Raw genomic sequence first — 16,661 nt, 5'->3', positions numbered from 1 at the left:
CACGAGCTGTTAGTTGTTGACCTTGAGGGCCTTGCACACGGGGACGTAGAGCGCCTGGACGAGAATGGCATTAAAGACGCCGGTCGCAAGGACCACAGGGAGCATGGCAGCGGCGAGCTCCTGTGCGGCGCCGACCATTGCGATGCGGATAATCATGAAGATGACGCCGGAGACCACGGTGGTCACGAAGGTGCCGATTGCGGGGACGAACCTCTTGGCGTTGCCACGCATACCGGCGTTCACGATGACGGCCATGAGCATGGCTGCCACGCCCTCGGCGGCGAAGTCGACGAAAGGCGAGGTGGTGGTGATCTGGATCACGGCAGCGGAGATGAGGCCGATGACCAGAGCCTGCGGGACGTTGGGGCGCACGACCAGGATGGTGAGGCAGAAGGCCGAGATGATGAACTCGGGGCTGATCATGCCTCCGGAGATGCCGGAGATAGCCTTGCCCACCGTGAAGTTGAGGATGAATCCTGCCGCGAGAAGCACGGCGAGAAGGACAAGAGCGCGGACGTCGAGCTTGCCGTGGTCCTCGGAGGTGATGGTGCGGGCCTGCTGGGTGCTGGTGTTCTCGGACATGCTTGGTTCCCTTCTGATCGGTGGTGCTGTGACTGGCTTTGGATGGCTCATGGGATGTGCCTGCACAAGAAAGAGGGCTCCCGGTCAAACCGGGAGCCCTCCTAAGTCGCGAATATATGGCGCGAGAGACTCACGATCGACCGACCGCTTGCGAAGCGCGCCACCACCAGTTCATGGACATGCGTACGTTGACTGTGGCGATGCGGTTCATCTCTGGCGCTCCTCTCAGATGCCCTGTCGCACTGCGACTTGTGCTTGTGTTGTGGAGGACTATACGCCCTCGCGTGCCAGATGTGCAACCCACATTGTGTAAACGCTTCGTTACGCGAGAGGCTGCGATGGGGTGCAGGGTTTTGGTGCCCGAGCAACTTGCCGTGCCACCTGCTTGCCGGGGAACGAGGCCCCTCCGGCTTTGCGTGACTCGCGCCTTCTCTTCTTGCTCGACAGGTGGTTTCGTGGGATGTCTCCGTCGACCCCGCTGGTACGATTTGACGGTTGGTGGCAGTTTGTGGCAAATTCTTGATATGAAGTTACAAAAGTGGCAAATCGCTGACCTGCGATTCATCAAGTATCGAATCTCTTGATACTTGGGCCATCTCCGAAAAACTGCCACCAACCGTCAAAACATGCCATCCGGCGGTCCCATGCATGGCAGAGTCCCTCATTTGGCGCGCCAGAGCGCCGCAGTGCCCCATCGAATGGCACAGATTTACGGTTGGTGGCAGTTTTGGGTGGCGCTCCCAAGTAGCAATCCCTTTAAGATTTGATGATTCGCAGGTCAGCGAATTGATATCGGGTTAACCTCATATCAAGAATTTTTTACAAACTGCCACTAACCGTCATTTTGTGTTTGGGGGCCTTGCGAGATGGCGCTGTGCCCCCCGGCAGGCTGTCCTGATTCCTAAAACGTTGGTTTGGGAAGAAAATGGGGAGCAAGGCCCACGCGTCACGCGCGTGGACCTTGCAACTGAGCCGTCGGCATTGGAGGAGCCATGAACGAAGTCGAGAAGTGCATCCGCGAACGTCGAAGCACGCCAAAGTTCAAGCAGGTTCCGGTGGCACGCGAGCTTGTCGAGCGCGTCATCGAGGCGGGGCTTTGGGCTCCTTCTGGCATGGGCAAGCAGTCGCCAATCATCGTGGCCGTGACCAACCGCGCCCTTCGTGACGAGCTTGCCGAGGAGAACCGTCGCATCATGGGTGCGCGCGAGGGCATGGACCCCTTCTACGGCGCACCTGTCGTCCTTGTGGTTCTCGCCGAGGCCTCGGTGCCCACGCGCGTGTACGACGGCTCGGCTACCATCGAGAACATGCTGCTCACAGCACAGTCGCTTGGGTTGGGTGGCCATTGGATCCACCGTGCCAAGGAGGAGTTTGAGGAGCCGCGCTACAAGGAGCTGCTCGCGCGCCTTGGCGTGGAGGGTGACTATGAGGGAATTGGCCATGTGGTGATTGGCTACCCCGACGCCGAGAAGGCCCAGCCCGCGCGCAAGGGTGGCCGCGTCTTCTGGGCCGAGTAGCTACACCGCTTCGGCGCATACGCATCGAAAGGGGAACCATGCGCGTCACGCACATCTACCACAGCGGCTTTGCCGTCGAGCTTTCTGCCTGCACGCTACTTTTTGACTGGTATACGGGCGAGCTTCCGGGCATCCCGCGCGACAAGCCGCTCGTTGTGTTTGTCTCGCACGAGCACTCTGACCACTACGGGCGCTGCATCTGGCCGCTGCGCGAGCAGTTTCCCGACGTGCGCTACGTGCTGGACAAGGACGTGGCGACAGATGCTCCGGTAGATGCCAACGTGACCACCGTCGAGCCGCACGAGGCCTACGACCTGCCGCTGGCCGGCATCGCCCCCGCGCTGCTGTCCGTCGAGACCCTCGAGTCCAACGACGAGGGCGTGGCGTTTCTCGTCCACGCGTGTGGTATCTCGATTTACTTCTCCGGCGACCTCAACTCGTGGCAGTGGGAACGCCCAGGCGAGCAGAACGAGGCGTCGGACCAGTTCTTCCGCGGCGAGCTTGCGCGCATTGCACCGGGTCCCGTTGACCTTGCGTTTGTCCCGCTAGACCCGCGCCTCAAGGACCCCGCTGCAGGTGTTGAGGACTTTATGGAAGCTGTGGGCACCCGCGCGCTCTTCCCCATGCACTACGGGGATAGGGGTGCCGAGGCTCGCTCCTTCATGTCGGACTCGCGACTTGCGCCCTATGCAGGCATCACGCACTTTGAGGACGTCTGTGAGCTGCCAGACCCGGCTTGAGGAAGCCAAGGTTGCTCCTCGCCACAAGTCCGTGCCGTCTGAAACTGAAAGCGCTCTCCACCTGATTTGGCTATAGTGCCTCTGTCCCGCACGGAACCAGAGACATCTCCGTCGGGACCAGCCAATCCAGGGAGTTGCTCATGAACGGAAGCACTGCCAGCCAAGGCTTCGAGCACGTGCTCGATGCCCGTCTCGTCATGTCTGTTGTCGCCGCAGGCATCATGTCTTTTTCCGGCGTCACCGTTGAGACCGCCATGAACGTCACGTTCCCCTCGCTCATGTCCGAGTTCAACATCACCACCTCGACAGTCCAGTGGATGACCACGTCCTACCTCCTGGTCCTTGCCACCGTCGTGCCAACGTCGTCCTATCTCAACAAGCGCTTCCGAACCAAGAGCGTCTTTATTGCGGCGATGGCCTTCTACATCGCGGGCATCATGTGCGGATTTACCGCCCGGTCATTTCCCATGCTCTTGTGCGGGCGCACCCTCGAGGGCGTGGGCACAGGCATCGCGCTGCCACTCATGTTCAATGTCATCACCGAGCAGGCCCCCAAGAAGAACATGGGCGTCATGATGGGTATCGGCACGCTGGTCACGGCCATGGCGCCGGCGGTCGGCCCCTCCGTGGGTGGCTGGCTTGCCGAGAATTTCGGCTGGCGCATGATTTTTGCAGCGCTCCTTCCCGTGCTGGGCGTGTTCTCCATACGCCAGAGCCACGAGGTTTCGCGTGACCCCTTTGATATCCCGGGTTGGCTTGCCATCGCCGCAGCCTTCGCCTCGCTCGTCTTTGCCGTTGACTTGGGGTCGAGCATGGGCTGGACAAACCCTGCAGAGCTGTGCCTGCTTGTGGCCTTCACGGTGCTTCTCGTCGTCTTTGTGCGGCGAGAAGGGCGAGCAGGGCACCCGCTCATCTCGCTCGCGGTCTTCTCGCATAGGCGCTTTGTGATGGGCGTGGTTGCGCTGGTGTGCCTGCAGTTTGTGGTGCTGGGACTATCGTTTCTCATCCCCAACTACTCGCAGCTCGTGATGGGTACCGGCGAGACCGAGGCCGGTTCGATCCTGCTTCCCGGTTGCGTGGTGGGTGCCTGCATGGCACCGCTCTCGGGCCAGATTCTCGACCGCTTTGGGCCGAGAAGGCCCATCCTTGTGGGCGCCTCCTGCGCACTTCTCGGCACGGCGCTCTTCGCCGCGCTTTCCGAGAGCCTGGCAACGGCGGTTGCCATCGCCATCTACGTGTGCTTTGCCTTTGGACAGAGCCTCATGGTGGGCAACACCATGACCGAGTCGCTCTCGTTTTTGCCGGCGGCCATCAAGGCCGATGGCAATGCCGTGATCAATACGCTACAGCAGCTGGCTGGTGCCATTGGTACCAGCGTGGTGACGGCGGTGGTCAATGCGGTGCAGGTAGGGGCCACAGACATGGCTTGGGCGACCATGGTTGGCACGCGCGAGGCGTATCTGCTTCTGGCTTGCGTGGCTGTGGTGCCCCTGGTGTCGATGGCGTGGGTCACGTCGCGTCCGACCCAGGCGGCCTAGGGCCTCTCGCCAGTGGGGACGGCGGCGGCAGGGCCGCCCCCTAGCAGCAACGGATGCCCCGCGCCGTGCGCAGGTCTTCGTCCACAAAGTGATTGCCGGGGTTGAGCTCAAAGCATGTGTCTACACCGGCTTGCTCGAACTTCTCCACGACCTGTTGGGTGTTCTCAAGGACGGTCTTCATTACGGGATTTCTCGTATGGGACTCCTTGTCCCCCAGCGAGAAGTATGCACGCCTTACGGATGGGTGTATGTGACCTGCGACGTATTTGGAGAAGCCCGGATACCAAAGCGAGCCGGACACGCTAGCCACGCGCTCGAAGGCCGCACTTCGTGTAGCTACCCACACCGAGAAGAGCCCGGCTAGCGAGTAGCCGACAAGCGCCGAGAAGGACGGCGCTACGCCGTGCTGCGTGAGAAGTGCCTGGGTTTGGGGCACAATCTGGGATTCGAGAAGGTGCAGCTGCACAAGCGCAAGTCCCTCATAGGGGCGATTGCCACGAAAGACGGGAGGGCATGGCCACGGCGTGAGGTCGTTGTTCCAACTCCTGGGCGCTATCGCAGCAAGGGCTATCCGAGACTGGTCCCCCTCTTCCTCCAGGCGCTGCCACACACCAGTGCCATCGCCCTCAAATACATGCAGGTAGACCATGGGGATGAGGGCTGGTGAGCCGCTCGCGCGATCAGGCAGATCGGCAATGTGAACAGTGACCTTCTCGCCCTCGGCCCCAAAGGTGTGCTTGGCCATGTCCGTCTCCGCTGTCCTCGGCGTTATATAAGGGAGAGCAGCACGTAGGCCAGGACTCCCGACACGCAGCACCATAGCATCGAGCGGGTTCGCCATGCCACGAAGACCACAATGCCTGCCGCCAAGATGGGCATAATGCCCGTCCATAGGCCAGCGTCGAACATGGTGGGGGAGAGCAAGTCGTTTGCGACGAGCGCGGCAAAGGCGGCCGGCGGGATGTAGCCAAGCGCTTCCACCACGCGTGGCGAGAGGGGACGTCCGCGCAACGCTACCACGGGGACCACGCGACAGGCGAGAATGAACGCGAACGAGGACAGCCACAGCACAAGGAACTGAGCGGTGCTCACCGTGTGTCACCCCTGGCGTTTGTAGAGCTTGGTGCCGGCCTTTGCCGCGGCAGGAGCCCTGATGTCATTCCCGCGGCGACACCAACGAGGGCAGCCAACGGAACGGCGACGCCGCTCAGTCCGTTCCACTTGCAGAGCGCGACCGTTGTCGTGGCCCCTAGCACCGCGCAGGCAGTGCCGCGGGTGTGGGGTTGCGCGTAGAGAAGGTAGAGGAAAAGCGAGGTCATCGCAAAGCCAGCGATGGCGGTGGGGATGTCGATTGCGGAGCCCAGGGCGGCCCCAGCCGCGCAGGATATGGCCCATGTGAGCTGCACGCATACGTTAAGGCTCAGCGCGTGTCTCGCCGTCCATGCGTTACCCGAGGTCAGGCGAGAAAGCGTGATGCCGTAAGCCTCTTCGGTATAGGTGCAGGCGATGGTGAGCGACTGTTTGTGGTCGAATCGCGTAAGGTACGGGGCAAGAGAGGCCGAGTAGAGCGCAAAGCGCGTAGAGATGGCAGCTACAGAGGCTATGATCGAGACCATGGGTGTCCCTGCCAGCCAGAGGTTGCTCATCATGAACTGCCCGCCGCCGGAGAGGTACGTGAGGGCGAGAACAAAATTCATGAGCGGCGTCATACCCGCCTTGGCGGCAAGCACACCGCAGGGAAGCCCGACTGCCACGTACGAGAGCATGACTGGCCAAGCAACCAATAAAACCCCTCGGGCTGTATCTCTCGCTGTCTGTGGCGCCTTTTGCACGGTGTCTCCTGGGCTGTAATTGGTGCAGGCGATTGCACCGCACTGAGACAAAGGGACGGTCCCTTTGTCTCAGCCCCTCTCCGCAGGCTTCAGGTTCGTTGGAGCGTTGGGACAGGTGTGTGATGGTCGTTTGCGATGGTGATTGGGGCGAGGGGGACGGGTATTCTCTCGCTCAACGGCACGGCAGTTGTACCTCAATGTGGGACGGACACGGTAGTCCAGCTGCATGCCGCTTGGAGGTGAGCTCGATGATCCTCTTTCTGGTTGTGGTCGTCTTACTGGTCGCGCTTGTAGCAAGGCTGTTCCGGGGGATTCTTTTTGGCGGACTTGGTTGGGGCCGTCCCATGTGGGGAGGCTGGTTTGGAGGCCCTGCCATGTGGGATGGTTGGGGACGCGGCTGGGGAGGCCCACGCTACGGCGGCGATATGGGGCCGGGCTCTGGCGGGGCCGGGAGACATGGCCGCCCTGGTCATCGTGGCGGCCCCGGCGGCAGCCCGCACTAGGAAGGGGCCCCTCCGGTGCCGAAATAGCGCTGCAGTGCGCGTTTGCGCAGCAAGTGCGTACGAGCATGCCCTTTGGGCGTCACATCCGGCGAACGCCCTCCCAGATCCACATGATGAGCGGTGCGGGGATGATCTTGTCGGCAATCCTCATAAGTAGGCCGGTGACGCAACAGGTGGCAATGGGGTAGTTCACGGAATTGACGAGCATGGACCATCTCACCACCCGACGCGCCCCCAGCACCGGGAAGGGATGGCGCACCGTCTGCCCGTTGGCCGTCTGCCTTGCGACACCGATGAACTCGGTCTTCACCCACAGCGGGCACACGGCGGTCACAAAGATGCCGCGACCGCGCAACTCAAAGCGAAGCGCCCGCGAGTAGCTGCGGACAAACGCCTTGCTCGCCGCATACACGTTGAGTCCCGGCAGCGGCTGGAACGACGCACTGGACGCGATCTGGATGATGCGTCCACCACGCCCCATGTACCCCAGCGCCACCTGTGTCACATCGACGAGCGCGCGGCAGTTGAGGTCGACCATCGTGTCGACCTCATCGCAGGTCATGTCTGCATACGTGCCAAACTTCCCCAGGCCGGCCGCATTGACGAGAAGGCCCACGCCAAACTTCTCGCCATGCGCCCCGCTCTGCGATGCCTCCTGGTCGAGAAGCCCCTTGAGCTGCGAAATCGATGCCTTCTCGGTGAGGTCGAGAGCGACTGCCCGCACGGGGGTCGCAAGCTCCTCCGCAAGCTCCTCCAGGCGCTCGCGCCTTCTGGCCACAGCCCAGATTTGGTCGTATGCGCCCTCCTCGCTTGCCCAGCGCGCATACTCGCGCCCCAAGCCGCTTGACGCACCAGTGATCAACGCTATGCGCATGGCTAAGCCTTTCCATCGAAGAGGCGGCCCCGCCGGAAGCGTGTCCGGCAGGGCTGCGAGGCAACCAACCGCAGGAAGCGAGAATCGATCGGCCTACTCGATTAGTCCTCGTCCTTCGAGAGCCAGGAGAACATGGAGCGCACGCGCTCGCCAGTGGTCTCGATGGGGTGGGTGTTGATCTTCTCGCGCTCCTCGAGCAGCTTCTTGTGGCCGTTGTTGCAGTCGTCAACGAACTCCTGGGCGAACGAGCCGTCCTGGATGCGCTTGAGGATGTGCTTCATCGCCTCGCGTGACTTGTCGTTGATGACCAGCGGGCCGGCGTAGTACTCGCCGTACTCGGCGGTGTTGGAGATGGAGTAGTTCATGAAGTGGATGCCCTTCTCGTACATAAGGTCCACGATCATCTTCATCTCGTGATAGCACTCGAAGTAGGCAAGCTCCTCGGGGTAGCCTGCCTCGGTGAGGGTCTCGAAGCCAGCCTTGACCAGCTCGACCAGGCCACCGCAGAGAACGGCCTGCTCGCCAAAGAGGTCCTCCTCGGTCTCCTCGGCGAAGGTCGCCTTGATGAGGCCGGAGCGAGCGCCGCCCAGCGCCCACGCATAGGACATGGCCAGCGCCCACGCGTCGCCGGTGGCGTCGGTCTCAACGCAGACCAGGTCAGGCACGCCGGAGCCCTCGGTGTACTGACGGCGCACGATGTGGCCCGGGCCCTTGGGGGCAACCATGATCACGTTGACGCCCTCGGGGGCCTTGATGTAGCCGTAGTGGATGTTGAAGCCGTGGGCGAAGGCCAGGGTGTTGCCCGGCTCGAGGTTAGGCTCGACGAATTCCTTGTAGACCGCCGGCTGGGTCTCGTCGGGGGTCAGGATCATCACGACGTCGGCTTCCTTGGCGGCAGTCGCCATGTCTGTCACCTTGAGGCCGTGCTCGCGGGCCTTCTCGGCGGACTTGGAGCCCTCACGCAGACCAACGCGCACGTCGACGCCGGAGTCCATGAGGTTCAGCGCATGGGCGTGGCCCTGGGAGCCATAGCCGATGATGGCGACCTTCTTGCCCTGGATGATCGAGGGGTCACAGTCCTTCTCGTAGTAGATGGTGACGGCCATGTCGTACTTCCTTTCGTTTGTGCCGTTTCCTGCTATGTTCATCCGCCAGCTGGCGGTTTGAACCGCGTGGTGTCCGGATTGCCGTTGGGCTACTGGTCATGCCCGCGCGAGATCGCGATCTTGCCGGTGCGCGTGAGCTGACGAATGCCGTACGAGCGGAAGAGGTCCTCAAGCGCGTCGAGCTTGCTCTCGGTGCCGGTGGCCTCCACCGTGAGCGTGTTCTTGCCCACGTCCACGATGTTGGCGCGGAAGACGCCTGCGATCTCGATGATCTCGTGGCGGCGCTCCGGCGTGCACTGCACCTTGAAGAGCACCAGCTCGCGCTCGATGGCGTCATCCTCGGTGAGGTCGGAGATCTTGAAGACCGAGACGAGCTTGTGCAGCTGCTTGGTGATCTGCTCGAAGCCCACGTCGTCGGCCTCGACGATGATGGTCATGCGCGAGAGGCTCTCGTCCTCGGTGGGCGCCACGGTCAACGAGCCAATGTTGAAGCCGCGGCGGCTGATCATGCCGGTGACGCGCGAGAGCACGCCAGGCTTGTTCTCGACCAGCACCGAGAGGATGTGCTTCATCATTCGTCACCGTCCTTCTCGCCATCCGTGATGGCGGGGTGTCCGTCCTTGCCAAAGCCCTTGCCGCTTATGCGCACGCCACCCAGCGTCACGTCCAGGGCGCCAATGATGTCGTCGATGGGCGCACCGGGAGCAACCATGGGGTAGACCGTCTGGTCCGTAGGGATCAAGACGTCGAGAAGGTAGGGTCCCTTGGATGCGAGCATCTCGTCCAGTGCGCCCTCGACCTCTTCCGGGCGAGAGATCTGCCTGCCGTGCCAGCCGTAGGCCTCCGCCAGCTTCACGAAGTCGGGGACGGGCGGTAGCTGGGTAAACGAGTAGCGCTTGTGGTAGAAGAGCTTCTGCCACTGGTAGACCATACCGAGGGCGCGGTTGTCGATGACCAGTACCTTGATCGGTGCACCCTCCTGGATGGCTGTGGCCATCTCCTGCACGTTCATCTGGAGCGAGCCGTCACCGGCGACGCACACAACCTCGTCGTCGGGGCAGCCGATCTTGGCGCCAATGGCCGCAGGGAGGCCAAAGCCCATGGTGCCGGCGCCGCCGGACGAGATGAACGTGCGTGCGTGCTCGCGGTGGATGTTCTGGTGCGCCCACATCTGGTGCTGGCCCACTTCGGTGGTAACGATGGATGCCTCGGGGTCGAGTTTGTCCGAGAGCATGGAGAGCACGACCTCGGGCGCGATCTTGTCGGGGTAGTCCACAGTGCTGGCGAAGTCCTCGGTGTAGAACGGCCAGCGCTCGCGCCACGAGCAGACCTCGGCAAACCAGCCGTCGTCCACGGGCTTGGCGCCCTCCTTGTGCAGGCGCTCGTTGAGCGAGGCGAGAACCACCTTGGCGTCTCCCACGATGGGCACCGTGGGGTTCACGATCTTGCCGATCTCGGCCGGGTCGATATCGATGTGGATGACCTTGGCGTGCGGGGCGAACTCGGAGACCTTGCCGGTCACGCGGTCGGAGAAGCGCGCACCCACGGCGATGAGCAGGTCGCACTCCATGACGGCCATGTTGGCGTACTTCGAGCCGTGCATGCCCACGGGGCCCAGGTTGTGCGTGTTCGAGCAGGGCATGGCACCCTTGCCCATGAGCGAGGTCACCACGGGGATGTCCATGGTCTCGGAAAGGTCGACCAGCTCTTGGCAGGCGTGGCTGGTCACGATGCCGCCGCCGGCGTAGATGAGCGGGCGCTTGGCCCTCATGATGAGTTGGGCTGCCTGCTTGACCTGCCGCGCGTTGCCACGGTAGGTGGGCTTGTAGGAGGCAATGCTCATGGAGTCGGGGTAGCGGAAGACCATCTGCGTGCCGGAGAGGTCGCTGGGGACATCGATGAGGACGGGTCCCGGGCGGCCGGTGGAGGCGATGTAGAACGCCTCGCGGAAGGTGCGCGTGAGATCGTCGGTCGACTGCAGCAGGAACGAGTGCTTCACGATGGGCATGGTGATGCCCACGATGTCGGATTCCTGGAACGAGTCGGTGCCAATGACGCCGCGCGTGACCTGGCCGGTGATGACCACCATGGGCACGGAGTCCATGTAGGCGGTCATGATGCCGGTCACGGTGTTGGTGGCACCAGGGCCAGAGGTGACGAGAACAACGCCAACCTTGCCCGTGGCGCGGGCATAGCCATCGGCCATGTGTGCGGCACCCTGCTCGTGCCTGGCCAGCACGTGGTGGATGCGCTTGGAATCATAGAGTGCGTCATAGATCTTGATCGCCTGTCCGCCGGGGTAGCCAAAGATTGTGTCGACCCCCTCGCACTCCAGGCTTGCGATGATCGCCTGGGCGCCGGTCATGGTCTTGCCCTCGTACTCGGAGTGCGAGCCCATGCCAAAGGGCTTGCCTTCGATGGCGGTCTGCTTGCGTGCGAGCTTCTCGGCAACGGACGCCGCGTGGTTGTCGGTGTTCGTCATGACAGGTATGCCCCCTTGTCTGCGCTGGTGACGAGCTTGGCGTAGCGGGAGAGGACGCCCGTGGCATACTTGGGTGCGGGCGGCGCCCAGGCGGCGCGGCGATGCGCGAGCTCGTCCTCCTCGACGAGCAGGTCGAGCGTGCCGGCCTCGATGTCGATGGCGATCTGGTCGCCCTCGTGCACAAGGGCGATGGGGCCGCCGGCCGCGGCCTCGGGGCTCACGTGGCCAACGCAGGGGCCCTTGCTCGCGCCGGAGAAGCGGCCGTCCGTGATGAGCGCGACGGACTTGGCAAGCCCCATGCCGCAGATGGCCGAGGTGGGCGTGAGCATCTCGCGCATGCCGGGGCCGCCGGCGGGGCCCTCGTAGCGAATCACCACGACGTCGCCGGGATTGATCTTGCCGCCAAAGATTGCCCCGCAGGCGGTCTCTTCGGAGTCGAAGACGCGCGCCGGGCCGGTGTGCCTGTACATGCTGGGGTCGACGGCGCTCTTCTTGACCACGCCGCAGTCCGGCGCGAGGGAGCCGTGCATGACCTTGAGGCCGCCGTCGGGGGAGTAGGGGTTGTCAATGTGGCGGACCACCGTGCCGTCGACGGGCGGGCACTGCTCGACCCACTCGCCCATGGTGCCGTGGCAGGTGTTGGCCGTGAGGTCGAGAAGGCCGGCGCGACCCAGCTCGCCGACGATTGCCGGGACGCCGCCCACGTCGTTCAGGTCTTGGATGTGGAGCGGGCCGGCAGGCGCCAGGCGCACGATGTTGGGCGTTGCCGAGCAGGCCCTGTCCCAGTCGTCCATGGTCACGGGGCAGCCGGCTGCGTGTGCGATGGCCGTGAGGTGAAGCATGGTGTTGGTCGAGCCGCCAAAGGCCTGGTCAAGTGCCATGCCATTGCGAATGGCACGCTCATCGATGATCTGGCGAGCGGTGATGCCCTTCTCGAGGAGCTCCATGGCCTTCATGCCGGCGTGCTTGGCAAGGCGGATGCGCTCGGAGTAGACGGCGGGGATGGTGCCGTTGCCGGGAAGCGCAATGCCCAGGGCCTCGGAGAGGCAGCAGATGGAGTTGGCGGTGAACATGCCCGAGCAGCTGCCGCAGGTGGGGCAGGCGGTGTTCTCGAGCCAGTGCATCTCCTCCTCGGTCATGGTGCCGGCGGTGACTTGGCCTGCGGCATCAAAGAGGGTGTTGAGGTCGGTCTGCTCGCCGTGGCGACCGCGACCGGCAAGCATGGGGCCGCCGGAGACCAGCACGGTGGGGATGTCCAGGCGGCAGGCGGCGATGAGCATGCCGGGAACGACCTTGTCGCAGCTGGGGATCAGGACCATGGCGTCGAACTGGTGGCCCTGGATGACGCACTCGACGGAGTCGGCAATCACTTCTCGGCTGGTAAGCGAGAAGCGCATGCCTTCGTGGTTCATGGCGATGCCGTCGCACACGCCAATGGTGTTGACCTGCAGTGGGGTGCCACCCGCCATGCGGATGCCGGCCTTGACGGCGTCGGCGATCTTGTCCAGGTGGATGTGGCCGGGGATGACCTCGTTCTGAGACGAGACGACCGCCACAAGCGGCCGGTCGAGCTCCTCGTCCGTGAGGCCGTCGGCCTTGAGCAGGCTCCTGTGTGGAGCACGGGCCAAGCCCCGTTTTATGGCATCGCTTCGAAGTCCCATGGTCACCTCTCGCTTCCTGTGCAACCTGCTGCGTGCGAGAAATGCGACTTCAGGCGAGAGTGGTGCGTTCTCCCGATGCCCGTTACGGTGGACTCCGGCCCGAGGTAGTTGCGAATCGCCTGGTGGGGGGTGGCCCAGAGGCGGCGTGCGTTCGCCCGAGCAGCTCGAGGGAATGTTCCTTGCCACCCACCGCGGGTTCTCAGCGGTCCCGCTTGCTGTGGGATGGCGTGGCAAGTACTCGCCCTGTCATCACATTTGCTCTGAAACTGTGTGGACGATTCTACGCCATCGGTTGGGTGCGTACGGTAACGAGGAGGTAAATTCCACACCTTGCGCGGGGGCAGCTTTTCCGGCGAGAATGCACGAGAGGCCGCGCCCCACGTGTTGTCCCTCTCGGCTGCACCCGGCCACGGTATACTTGCCTAGACAAGTGGTTCCCGGCTGGTCCGGTCCCGTGCCACCGTCCCCGAAAGGAGGCGTTAGCCATCATGGGCGAGGAGTACAGAAAGGCCCTCCGTCGCGGCGAGCGTGACCTGCGGCATGACGCGTCGGCTGGCGTCTATCCCTACCTTCCCGCGCTCGACTCCGTCCTTGCGCCGGGGGACACGGTTGGCGAGGTTCGCCTGGGCACGATGGAGATTCCGCTCGAGATGGTCGTCGGCACCCGTACCGAGGGCCGCCAGCGCACCTTCTCGCGCACCTTCATGCCTGTGCTCGCACCAACCACGGAGTTCGCCTTCAAGTGGTCGCGTCTCTACGACATCCAGACCTCCGAGGGCTTCCGCGACCCCGTCAAGGTCTACGAGTACATGCACCGCTTCTACGTCCAAGAGGGGAACAAGCGCGTCTCGGTGATGAGCTACGTGGGGGCCTACTCCATCGAGGCCGAGGTCACGCGCCTTCTCCCGCGTCAGTGGGACGCTCCCGAGCGCCGCCTTTACGGAGAGTTCCTCGAGTTCTGGCGTGCTGTGCCCACCTATGAGATCGAGTTCTCCCGCGAGGGGTCCTACCGGCGCCTTGCCACCCTTATGGGCCGTGACCTCGACAAGCCCTGGCCCGATGACGCCGTCTGCGGTCTCACCTCGACATACGAGTACTTCCGCTCCCTCTGCCAGCGTGCTGGCGGCTCACACCTTGATATCACCTGTGGTGACGCTCTCCTTGCGTACCTGAGCTACTTCCCGGACGAGCGGCTGCTCGACACGCCGCCCTCCATCGTGGTGGAGCGCATCGGCCGCCTGTGGTCAGAGCTCGCGCTGGCGGGCCCGCGTGAGGACGTGGTGCTCGTGAGCGAGCCAAGCGCGGAGCCGTCCTCGCACGGTGCCCTCTCGCGTCTCTCGTTCCGTACGCCCTATTCGCAGGCAAACCCGCTGCGCCTTGCCTTTCTCTACGAGAAGCCCCTTACAACCTCCAGTTGGGCCCGCGCCCACGACGCCGGTCGCCTCGGGGTCGAGAGGCGCTTCAATGGCCTGGTCCAAACCACAGCCTTTGACGCCTGCGCCTCCCCGGGCGACTTCTCGGCCGTGGTCGACGTGGCCGTCGAGCATGGCGCGCAGGCGATCTTCTCCTGTTCGCCCACGCTCATGACGAGCACAGCCAAGGCGGCCATCGCCCACCCAGAGGTGCGCTTTCTCAACTGCTCGTGCAACCTGCCGCACAGCCGCGTGCGCTCCTACTATGGGCGCATGTACGAGGCCAAGTTTGTGACCGGCGCCCTGGCTGCGAGCTTCTCGACCAACCATCGCGTGGGCTACCAGGCAAACGTCCCTATGTTTGGGTCGGTTGCCGAGATAAATGCCTTTGCCATAGGAGCGGCGCTTGTGGACCCCGAGGTCAAGGTTCGCCTGGTCTGGTCCACGCGTGGCGGCGACTCCCTCTATCACAGGATGGCAGACGAGGGCGTCACCGTGATGTCGGGCTCTGATGTCACGGCGCCGTGGGACGATTCCTGCGCGCTGGGCCTCTACCAGATGGTGAACGGCCGCGTGCACAACCTCGCGCTGCCGGTGTGGAACTGGGGCCGCTACTACGAGCTTATCGTCCAGGGGCTGCTCAACGGCTCGTGGCAGGACACCGATGGAGAGGGGCGTCCGTGGGCGGTAAGCTACTGGTACGGCATGTCGGCGGGGGTCATCGGGCTACGCCTCTCGGATGACCTGCCCTACTATTCGCGTAAGCTTGTCGAGCAGGTCACGCATGGCATCGAGCGAGGTGTGCTTGACCCCTTTGCGGGGGAGCTTCGTAGCCAGCTGGGCGTGGTGCAGCCGGCAGGGTCGCCCAGGTTGAAGGAGCAAGACGTTGTGTCCATGAGCTGGCTCAACGACAACATAGAGGGCACCCTTCCCGAAAACTGGCACCCCGTTGACGAGACGTCTGTGGGCGGAGGCTTGGTCTCATGAGGATTCTCGCCGTTGCCGACGTTGAGGAGCGTGCCCTCTGGGAGGGGTTTTGCCGCTCCCGCTTCGAGGATGTCGACCTCGTCCTTGCCGCAGGTGACCTTGATGCGGATTATCTCGAGTTTCTCGTCACGATGCTTTCGTGCCCGGTGCTCTATGTCCATGGCAACCACGACGAGGGCTACCGCCGAAAGCCGCCACTGGGCTGCATCTGCGTGGACGGCTCCGTCTACGTCTATCGGGGCCTGCGCATCGTGGGGCTGGGAGGCTCCATGCGCTACAAGGATGGCACCTACATGTCGACCGAGCGCGAGATGCGCAAGCGCATACGTAAGGTTGAGCCGCGGATCCGCCTGCTGGGCGGCTTCGACGTGCTGCTCGCTCACGCGCCTGCGCGTGGCATGGGCGACCTCGACGACCTGCCGCACCGGGGCTTCGAGTGCTTCAACGACCTGGCCGAGCGCTGGCGGCCCGCCCTTATGGTCCACGGCCACGTGCACGCGAACTACCTCACGAACTTCTCGCGCGAGCGGGAGCTTCCCTGCGGGACGCGAGTCGTGAACGCCTTCGGCCACGTTGAGCTGGACGCCCCCGTACCGCGGCAGCTCTCGTACGGCTGGAAGGAACACCTGGTAAACAGGCGTGCGCTGCGCGAGAGCGACGGCATTGCCTCGCAGGAGGAAGGACTTCTCGGCGCGGGGCAGTCCTATGGCCAGCGGTGGTAGTTCTGCGGCAGGCGGTGATGGGCTACCCTTCTGGGCGCCGCCTGGCGATGGGCGCCTTTCGAGGGGAGACACTGGGCATGTCAGTTCAGGACGTCCAGACTTACCTTGCGCCCTCTGGCGTTGCCGATAAGATCATCGAGTTCGACCAGTCGAGCGCCACGGTCGAGTTGGCAGCGCGTGACCTGGGGTGCGGGCCCGCGCGCATCGCGAAGACCATGGCATGCGTGGCGGGGGAGGGCGCCGTCCTCGTGGTGTGCGCGGACGACGCCAAGCTCTGGAGCTCGGCCTTCAAGCGTGAGTGCGGGACAAAGCCGCGCTTCGTGACGCCCGACGACCTACCCCAGGTGGTGGGCCACCCCATGGGCGGCATCTGCCCGTTTGCCGTAAAGCCCGGCGTGCGCACGTACCTGGACGTCTCGCTGCGCCGTTTTGACCTCGTGTTTCCTGCAGCGGGAAGCGAGAACAGCGCGATTGGCCTGACGCTTGAGCAGCTGGAGCGCTGCTCGGCGGCCGAGGGTTGGGTGGACGTGTGCAAGGGCTGGCGGGAGGAGAGCCCCCAAGGCGCGTAGGGCACAGGCCCCTTCCTTTCTCGCGTCTCAGCTCCAACAGAAAGGGCGAGCGGCCCTTGTGCCTTGGCGAGCGGTATGCGCGATGCTATCGCTAGGAACTTTCGTTTTCTTACGAAAACTTACGTATACTGTCTTC

At 63.7% G+C, this 16,661-nt stretch carries 15 protein-coding genes; 6 read left to right on the top strand and 9 right to left on the bottom strand.

The window, feature by feature from the left end:
- Positions 1-9: 9 nt before the first annotated feature.
- Entirely contained in the window at positions 10-582 is a 573-nt protein-coding gene (locus E0E00_RS02650; RefSeq protein ID WP_130811048.1) for a hypothetical protein, read from the bottom strand.
- Between the two features lie 992 nt (positions 583-1,574).
- On the opposite strand from E0E00_RS02650, the gene E0E00_RS02645 reads away from it, so the two are divergent.
- The 3 genes from E0E00_RS02645 (at position 1,575) to E0E00_RS02635 (ending at position 4,377) form a co-directional block, all read left to right on the top strand.
- Complete coding sequence (locus tag E0E00_RS02645; RefSeq protein WP_130811047.1) at positions 1,575-2,099, top strand: nitroreductase; 525 nt, start codon at positions 1,575-1,577, stop codon at positions 2,097-2,099.
- Positions 2,100-2,137: 38 nt separating this feature from the next.
- Entirely contained in the window at positions 2,138-2,839 is a 702-nt protein-coding gene (locus E0E00_RS02640; protein WP_130811046.1) for an MBL fold metallo-hydrolase, read from the top strand.
- 140 nt (positions 2,840-2,979) lie between these two features.
- A complete protein-coding gene (locus E0E00_RS02635; RefSeq protein WP_130811045.1) occupies positions 2,980-4,377 on the top strand; it encodes a DHA2 family efflux MFS transporter permease subunit in 1,398 nt (465 codons plus the stop codon).
- A gap of 40 nt (positions 4,378-4,417) precedes the next feature.
- Here the strand turns inward: E0E00_RS02635 and E0E00_RS02630 are convergent, their stop codons facing one another.
- From E0E00_RS02630 to ilvD, 8 genes are all read right to left on the bottom strand, one after another.
- The gene (locus E0E00_RS02630; RefSeq protein ID WP_130811044.1) at positions 4,418-5,122 is read right to left on the bottom strand and encodes an alpha/beta hydrolase; all 705 of its coding nucleotides are present in this window, start codon (positions 5,120-5,122) and stop codon (positions 4,418-4,420) included.
- Positions 5,123-5,145: 23 nt separating this feature from the next.
- The gene (locus E0E00_RS02625; RefSeq protein ID WP_130811043.1) at positions 5,146-5,469 is read right to left on the bottom strand and encodes an AzlD domain-containing protein; all 324 of its coding nucleotides are present in this window, start codon (positions 5,467-5,469) and stop codon (positions 5,146-5,148) included.
- Positions 5,466-6,143: an AzlC family ABC transporter permease gene (locus E0E00_RS02620; protein ID WP_130811042.1), complete on the bottom strand. Its 678-nt coding sequence runs from the start codon at positions 6,141-6,143 to the stop codon at positions 5,466-5,468. The genes E0E00_RS02625 and E0E00_RS02620 overlap by 4 nt, the downstream gene beginning before the upstream one ends.
- 648 nt (positions 6,144-6,791) lie before the next feature.
- Positions 6,792-7,586, bottom strand: a complete 795-nt coding sequence (locus tag E0E00_RS02610; RefSeq protein WP_130811040.1) for an SDR family oxidoreductase — start codon at positions 7,584-7,586, stop codon at positions 6,792-6,794.
- A gap of 101 nt (positions 7,587-7,687) precedes the next feature.
- Positions 7,688-8,692 carry a ketol-acid reductoisomerase gene (gene ilvC, locus E0E00_RS02605; RefSeq protein WP_130811039.1) on the bottom strand — a complete coding sequence of 335 codons (1,005 nt, stop codon included), beginning with the start codon at positions 8,690-8,692 and terminating at the stop codon, positions 7,688-7,690.
- Positions 8,693-8,781: 89 nt separating this feature from the next.
- Positions 8,782-9,267 (bottom strand): acetolactate synthase small subunit, encoded by a 486-nt coding sequence (ilvN, locus tag E0E00_RS02600; RefSeq protein ID WP_242622103.1) that lies wholly within the window; start codon positions 9,265-9,267, stop codon positions 8,782-8,784.
- A complete protein-coding gene (gene ilvB / locus E0E00_RS02595) occupies positions 9,264-11,174 on the bottom strand; it encodes a biosynthetic-type acetolactate synthase large subunit (RefSeq protein ID WP_130811038.1) in 1,911 nt (636 codons plus the stop codon). The genes ilvN and ilvB overlap by 4 nt, the downstream gene beginning before the upstream one ends.
- Positions 11,171-12,835 carry a dihydroxy-acid dehydratase gene (gene ilvD, locus E0E00_RS02590; RefSeq protein ID WP_130811037.1) on the bottom strand — a complete coding sequence of 555 codons (1,665 nt, stop codon included), beginning with the start codon at positions 12,833-12,835 and terminating at the stop codon, positions 11,171-11,173. Before ilvD ends, ilvB begins: the two co-directional genes overlap by 4 nt.
- Positions 12,836-13,323: 488 nt before the next feature.
- On the opposite strand from ilvD, the gene E0E00_RS02585 reads away from it, so the two are divergent.
- The 3 genes from E0E00_RS02585 to E0E00_RS02575 all read left to right on the top strand — a co-directional run bounded on the left by E0E00_RS02585 (position 13,324) and on the right by E0E00_RS02575 (position 16,525).
- Positions 13,324-15,234 carry a BMP family ABC transporter substrate-binding protein gene (locus tag E0E00_RS02585; protein ID WP_130811036.1) on the top strand — a complete coding sequence of 637 codons (1,911 nt, stop codon included), beginning with the start codon at positions 13,324-13,326 and terminating at the stop codon, positions 15,232-15,234.
- Positions 15,231-15,956, top strand: a complete 726-nt coding sequence (locus E0E00_RS02580; protein ID WP_130811035.1) for a metallophosphoesterase family protein — start codon at positions 15,231-15,233, stop codon at positions 15,954-15,956. The genes E0E00_RS02585 and E0E00_RS02580 overlap by 4 nt, the downstream gene beginning before the upstream one ends.
- Positions 15,957-16,033: 77 nt before the next feature.
- Positions 16,034-16,525 (top strand): YbaK/EbsC family protein, encoded by a 492-nt coding sequence (locus E0E00_RS02575; protein ID WP_130811034.1) that lies wholly within the window; start codon positions 16,034-16,036, stop codon positions 16,523-16,525.
- Positions 16,526-16,661 lie beyond the last annotated feature (136 nt).

Source organism: Olsenella sp. Marseille-P4559, from assembly GCF_900605015.1.
In the GTDB taxonomy this organism is placed as follows: Bacteria; Actinomycetota; Coriobacteriia; order Coriobacteriales; family Atopobiaceae; genus Tractidigestivibacter.
Note: the sequence above shows the minus strand (reverse complement) of the source record. Positions and strands in the feature narration are given on the sequence as shown.

Excerpts from the sequence above, each read along its gene's own strand:
- E0E00_RS02610 (WP_130811040.1), bottom strand. The coding sequence starts at position 7,586 with ATGCGCATAGCGTTGATCACTGGTGCGTCAAGCGGCTTGGGGCGCGAG.
- E0E00_RS02640 (WP_130811046.1), top strand. The coding sequence starts at position 2,138 with ATGCGCGTCACGCACATCTACCACAGCGGCTTTGCCGTCGAGCTTTCT.
- E0E00_RS02585 (WP_130811036.1), top strand. The coding sequence starts at position 13,324 with ATGGGCGAGGAGTACAGAAAGGCCCTCCGTCGCGGCGAGCGTGACCTG.
- E0E00_RS02635 (WP_130811045.1), top strand. The coding sequence starts at position 2,980 with ATGAACGGAAGCACTGCCAGCCAAGGCTTCGAGCACGTGCTCGATGCC.
- ilvD (WP_130811037.1), bottom strand. The coding sequence starts at position 12,835 with ATGGGACTTCGAAGCGATGCCATAAAACGGGGCTTGGCCCGTGCTCCA.
- E0E00_RS02575 (WP_130811034.1), top strand. The coding sequence starts at position 16,034 with ATGTCAGTTCAGGACGTCCAGACTTACCTTGCGCCCTCTGGCGTTGCC.
- E0E00_RS02620 (WP_130811042.1), bottom strand. The coding sequence starts at position 6,143 with ATGCTCTCGTACGTGGCAGTCGGGCTTCCCTGCGGTGTGCTTGCCGCC.
- E0E00_RS02630 (WP_130811044.1), bottom strand. The coding sequence starts at position 5,122 with ATGGCCAAGCACACCTTTGGGGCCGAGGGCGAGAAGGTCACTGTTCAC.
- E0E00_RS02580 (WP_130811035.1), top strand. The coding sequence starts at position 15,231 with ATGAGGATTCTCGCCGTTGCCGACGTTGAGGAGCGTGCCCTCTGGGAG.
- ilvB (WP_130811038.1), bottom strand. The coding sequence starts at position 11,174 with ATGACGAACACCGACAACCACGCGGCGTCCGTTGCCGAGAAGCTCGCA.
- ilvC (WP_130811039.1), bottom strand. The coding sequence starts at position 8,692 with ATGGCCGTCACCATCTACTACGAGAAGGACTGTGACCCCTCGATCATC.
- E0E00_RS02650 (WP_130811048.1), bottom strand. The coding sequence starts at position 582 with ATGTCCGAGAACACCAGCACCCAGCAGGCCCGCACCATCACCTCCGAG.
- E0E00_RS02645 (WP_130811047.1), top strand. The coding sequence starts at position 1,575 with ATGAACGAAGTCGAGAAGTGCATCCGCGAACGTCGAAGCACGCCAAAG.
- ilvN (WP_242622103.1), bottom strand. The coding sequence starts at position 9,267 with ATGATGAAGCACATCCTCTCGGTGCTGGTCGAGAACAAGCCTGGCGTG.